Source organism: Clostridium sp. FS41 (assembly GCF_000954015.1).
GTDB lineage: Bacteria > Bacillota > Clostridia > Lachnospirales > Lachnospiraceae > Enterocloster > Enterocloster citroniae.
Window position 1 is genome coordinate 1 of sequence record NZ_JYHN01000011.1, and the last position, 4,317, is coordinate 4,317.

General features: G+C 45.1%; 9 protein-coding genes and 1 pseudogene. All 10 read left to right on the forward strand.

The window, feature by feature from the left end; translation table 11 throughout:
• A pseudogene (locus CLFS41_RS29970) lies at nt 1-263 on the forward strand (hypothetical protein); the annotation flags it as partial.
• Nucleotides 256-561: a hypothetical protein gene (locus tag CLFS41_RS01635; RefSeq protein WP_045091267.1), complete on the forward strand. Its 306-nt coding sequence runs from the start codon at nt 256-258 to the stop codon at nt 559-561. The pseudogene CLFS41_RS29970 and the gene CLFS41_RS01635, both read left to right, overlap by 8 nt.
• A 137-nt stretch (nt 562-698) precedes the next feature.
• Entirely contained in the window at nt 699-1,067 is a 369-nt protein-coding gene (locus CLFS41_RS01640; RefSeq protein WP_045091268.1) for a hypothetical protein, read from the forward strand.
• A complete protein-coding gene (locus CLFS41_RS01645; protein WP_045091269.1) occupies nt 1,067-1,426 on the forward strand; it encodes a hypothetical protein in 360 nt (119 codons plus the stop codon). The genes CLFS41_RS01640 and CLFS41_RS01645 overlap by 1 nt, the downstream gene beginning before the upstream one ends.
• Before the next feature lie 12 nt (nt 1,427-1,438).
• Entirely contained in the window at nt 1,439-2,161 is a 723-nt protein-coding gene (locus CLFS41_RS28840) for a hypothetical protein (protein ID WP_152648995.1), read from the forward strand.
• Nucleotides 2,058-2,927 carry an ATP-binding protein gene (locus tag CLFS41_RS01660; protein ID WP_242856758.1) on the forward strand — a complete coding sequence of 290 codons (870 nt, stop codon included), beginning with the start codon at nt 2,058-2,060 and terminating at the stop codon, nt 2,925-2,927. The genes CLFS41_RS28840 and CLFS41_RS01660 overlap by 104 nt, the downstream gene beginning before the upstream one ends.
• Complete coding sequence (locus CLFS41_RS30610) at nt 2,924-3,334, forward strand: hypothetical protein (RefSeq protein ID WP_242856759.1); 411 nt, start codon at nt 2,924-2,926, stop codon at nt 3,332-3,334. Before CLFS41_RS01660 ends, CLFS41_RS30610 begins: the two co-directional genes overlap by 4 nt.
• Entirely contained in the window at nt 3,331-3,540 is a 210-nt protein-coding gene (locus CLFS41_RS01670; RefSeq protein WP_200895068.1) for a zinc ribbon domain-containing protein, read from the forward strand. Before CLFS41_RS30610 ends, CLFS41_RS01670 begins: the two co-directional genes overlap by 4 nt.
• Nucleotides 3,541-3,561: 21 nt before the next feature.
• Complete coding sequence (locus CLFS41_RS29975) at nt 3,562-3,732, forward strand: hypothetical protein (RefSeq protein WP_161797470.1); 171 nt, start codon at nt 3,562-3,564, stop codon at nt 3,730-3,732.
• 191 nt (nt 3,733-3,923) lie between these two features.
• Entirely contained in the window at nt 3,924-4,172 is a 249-nt protein-coding gene (locus CLFS41_RS01675; protein ID WP_045091271.1) for a hypothetical protein, read from the forward strand.
• Nucleotides 4,173-4,317: the final 145 nt, after the last annotated feature.

Here is a 4,317-nt window from a genome sequence, read left to right on the forward strand (position 1 = left end):
GTGCGGACAGGTCACTGGAGGCTGAAACTTACCATATCAAGCCGACCACGGAGGTAAAGGTTGCTTCTGATGGCACACAATTCCGTACATACGTCATGCTACGCGGTTCCAGCACTTACGACACTTCTGAAATGAGCAAACTTATTGACGGACTTGTATCAGAATGCCGTGATCTGGGGATAGAGACACTTCCTCCTCAGGAGATCCAACGGATGATGCAGATGTATGATCAGAACTGTAGGAAGAGGGAGCAGGATGGCTAAGAGATTATGGAGTGTATTTACCGAGGACATGGATCATTGCTATTTTTCTGGCAGTCCATATGTGGAGCGGCATCATATTTTTGAGGGCCGGCAAGGATACAAGGAGAAATCAGAAAATCGGGGGTTTGTGATTCCACTTCAGTATGATCTGCATCCGAATGGGGCCAGTTTTAAGGCCACGCCGGAGAACCAGCAGATTGATGACAAGCTTAAGCGGATGGCCCAAGAATACTATGAAGCGCATTATGGCAGCCGGGAACAATTCCGGCAGGAGTTTGGACGTAATTATTTAGATTAGAGGTATCAACGCCATATAGGCTGATACATACAACGGTAATGAGTAACGATCAGATTGCGATATGTCACGATATACTTTCTGATCACGGGCCGGGACCTATCAAACCTCCTTTACCCGGCCCGAAAGGAGGGATTGAATTGAGATACATAAAAAACTTAGGAATTATCCAAAGCGCTGTTTATAATGCTCTGGGCGTAGGCAGGGAAAACGCCATAAGCAGGGCAGAACTCAGCAGGATAACAGGATATAGAGACAGGCGCATACGCGAAGCAATAGAAGCGCTGCGCTACGACAAGGTGATCCTTAACCTGGATAATGGAGATGGCTATTACATTCCTGATTCAACCCCGCAGGGGCGTCAGGAAGCGGCTGTATGGCTTGCGAAGCAGGACAGGCGCATGAGGTCCATGAAATACTCCACAAGAGGCGCCAGGAGGTTTGTGGCTCATGACAAGAAAAGAGATATGCCAGGGCAGATCAACATGTTTGGCGCGGGAGGTATTTGATGGGAAGGTCTCAAAGAGAAAAAGGTAAGCGAGGGGAACGAGAACTTGCCCGGCTGCTGAAGGAATATGGATATGACTGCCGGAGAGGGCAGCAGTATTGCGGAGCCAGCGGAGATGCCGATGTAGTAGGTCTGCCGGGCATACACATCGAATGCAAGAGAGTGGAGCATCTAAACCTGGAGGCTGCTATGGACCAGTCTGTAAATGATGCGGAAGCTGAAATGCTCCCTCTTAACGATGAAATTCTTCCGGCTGTATTTCACCGCCGCAACCGTGGCGGATGGATGGTAACAATGCGCCTGGAGGACTGGATCAAGCAGTATAGAGAATGGGATTCAGGAAGGATGCTGGAAAGGTAGGTGATGGCCTACATGGATGTAAATTATCTGGCAGAGATCATAGCCTTTGAACGATGGCTCGAAACTAACTACTTACCGATCCCGTCACAGTTGTTATGGTACAAGATGATGAACCTATTCAACCGGAGCGGGTGGAGCGAGTGGGTTATAGTAGATAACCTGAGATTGATGGCAGCCATGTCAATGGGTCGAGAAGCCACATTTATAAAGGCGAGGGACGAACTCATAAAGGCTGGCCGGATCGTCTACCAAAAGGGCAGAAAAGGAAGCCCCAACAAATATAAGATGGTATATTTCACTTTCAAAAGCGTAGTACAAAACGAAGTATATCAAGTAGTACAAAACGAAGTATTTCCAGTAGTAGAAAGCGAAGTACAAAGCGCAGACATATTTAAACATAAACAAAAACAAAACAATAAGAAGGATACTAACGTATCCAAAGAAAAACGCTTCATTCCTCCTTCGGTATCGGCAGTGGGATCATACTGTCAGGAACGGAACAATGGCATTGACGCCGGGCAGTTTGTTGATTACTACCAGTCCAAAGGCTGGATGATCGGTAAAAACCACATGAAGGACTGGAAGGCAGCGGTGAGGACTTGGGAGCAGAGGAAAAAGGGAGGAATCGAAGGTGGACCCGTTGCAGGAAATGATCGCCCGGATACAGGCCGGAAGGGAAGAACGTACAGTGATGGCTATCTCATCGGCGCCGGGGAGGGATTTACCGGGTTCTAAAACCTGTTCTGTAAAAAACTGCCCTTTGTGCAATGGAAGCGGCTGGGTATACTGGCGGGACGAAGAGGGGAGAGAGTATGGAAAACGCTGTGAGTGTGGGCTGGTTGAACGCCAGATCATGGAGCATAAGCTGCAGTTTGCAAGTATTCCGGAGGCATTTAAGGACCTGAACCTTCGCTCGTTCCGATTGGGAGTATACCAGAGAGAGGACAGCCGGAGGATCATTAAGGACACCTGCGCTGCGATCAAATATTACCTGGATCATTTGGATGATATGAGAGAGCGTGGGATGGGATTGTATCTGTATTCCGGAACAAAAGGATCAGGTAAGACTCGTATGGCCGCCAGTATAGCCAATGAACTGATCCATGTTTACAGAATGCAGGTTAAATTTGCCGGATCAATGCAGATCGTGAATGAGATTAAGGCCACATGGGATGACAGAACCCGAAGTGAAAGCGACCTTCTGAGAGCATTGTCAACCGTGCAGGTACTGATCATAGATGATTTTGGGACAGAGCTGCCAAAGGACTGGATAGGAGAACGGTTCTACAGCATCATTAATGGCCGGTACCAGGACAAGCTGATCACGTTTTTTACCAGCAATATGAGCCTGCCGGATTTGCGCTATGATGACCGGATCACAAATCGGATCAGGGAACGGACGTTTCAACTTCCGTTCCCGGAAGAGTCGGTCCGGGAGCAGATCGCGGAGCAGAACCAAAAGGCTCTTATAAAAGGGATAAAAGGAGGGGCATGTGATTGATCAATAATAAGATCCGGAATCAGTATAGCAATAACTCTGAACGTCAGTGGATGGCATCTATCAGAGATATGGAGGGACATCCATCTCCAATGACAGATGCATTTTTACGTCCGGCATATGATCGAACGGTGGCATGTGCTATACCAGAACGGAGGCCAAAGCAAACTTTAGCAATAAAAGATAGGCATAAATTAATACTGGATTATATTAACTCATACATACAACAGCATGGTTATCCACCTTGTTTCAGAGAAATTGCTAATGGTACAGGTTTCAAATCACCGGCGTCCATAAACAGTAACCTTAAAGAAATGCGCAAACTGGGACTGATTGATTATATTGATGGATATCCAAGGACGATAACTATTGTCGTAAACACAGATTTAGCGGAGGAGGCAGAGGGATGATTGAAGAAGGAATCGCTGTTGAGGCTGTCATATCAGCGTTGCAAAAGCAGGCGCCGAGGGAAGTAAAGAACACATACCCTGTTGAAGTTAAAGAGACAGGATTGTACATCTTAACCGGAGACTGTCCAAGATGTGGTGCTCCTGTCCCCGCGGAACAACGCTATTGCTGGAAATGCGGGCAGAGGCTAGATTGGTCGGATGATTGATTCATATAAGGAGGCAGAGGGATGAAGAGGATATGCTGTTTTTTAACTGGTGGTCATAAATTCCAGGCAGGTACAACCGAAATAGAGTGCGATGACGATAACAAAACCTGCAAAGTAACAGAAACCTGCTGCAAATGTGGAAAAAAGTTTTCGTTTACGGCAACATATAAGCAGTTTGGAATGCCAGATTAGTAGCTAAAATCGTAGATTATAACACGGCGGCGCATACCGGGACCTGATTCGCAGGACCGTGACTGCGTACAGTTAGACACGGAAAATGTATATGCACATTGATAATTTTATATTGATGGCTGGAACTGTTTGTGATATCATAAAAGGAAAAACTCTTTATATTTTGATAAATTATATTAAGGAGGATTTTTATGATAATGACAGTATCAGATTTGGACAAAATGAAAGTTCAGGACATGCCGCCGTTTGAAAATGCATATGAGCGTTTTATGATGTTGTTGGAAGATTTTTATATTTGCAAATCAGACGGTGAAGAGAGAATAAAGCATGAATTAGAGAAGTGGGATGATGAGGCTAAAATACAGATAATTAATCAATTAAAAGAAAGATGCATGGAATCAGGGATTGAGTTTAGTAAATCCGATTTATTAAAATTGTAAAGATGATAAAAAACCAACCATCAATATATACGGTGGTTGGTTTTTTGTTACGCAAAAAATCAATTAAGATGGAATATCAGCTATTATTCAAAATCGCTATTTCAGGGAATACCGAAGGAAGGACAAAATGAAAACAGAACTAACA

What these genes read in the sequence shown, in the direction of transcription:
- CLFS41_RS01675 (WP_045091271.1), top strand. Translation starts at nt 3,924, where the DNA reads ATGATAATGACAGTATCAGATTTGGACAAAATGAAAGTTCAGGACATG.
- CLFS41_RS01635 (WP_045091267.1), top strand. Translation starts at nt 256, where the DNA reads ATGGCTAAGAGATTATGGAGTGTATTTACCGAGGACATGGATCATTGC.
- CLFS41_RS29975 (WP_161797470.1), top strand. Translation starts at nt 3,562, where the DNA reads ATGAAGAGGATATGCTGTTTTTTAACTGGTGGTCATAAATTCCAGGCA.
- CLFS41_RS28840 (WP_152648995.1), top strand. Translation starts at nt 1,439, where the DNA reads ATGGATGTAAATTATCTGGCAGAGATCATAGCCTTTGAACGATGGCTC.
- CLFS41_RS01670 (WP_200895068.1), top strand. Translation starts at nt 3,331, where the DNA reads ATGATTGAAGAAGGAATCGCTGTTGAGGCTGTCATATCAGCGTTGCAA.
- CLFS41_RS01645 (WP_045091269.1), top strand. Translation starts at nt 1,067, where the DNA reads ATGGGAAGGTCTCAAAGAGAAAAAGGTAAGCGAGGGGAACGAGAACTT.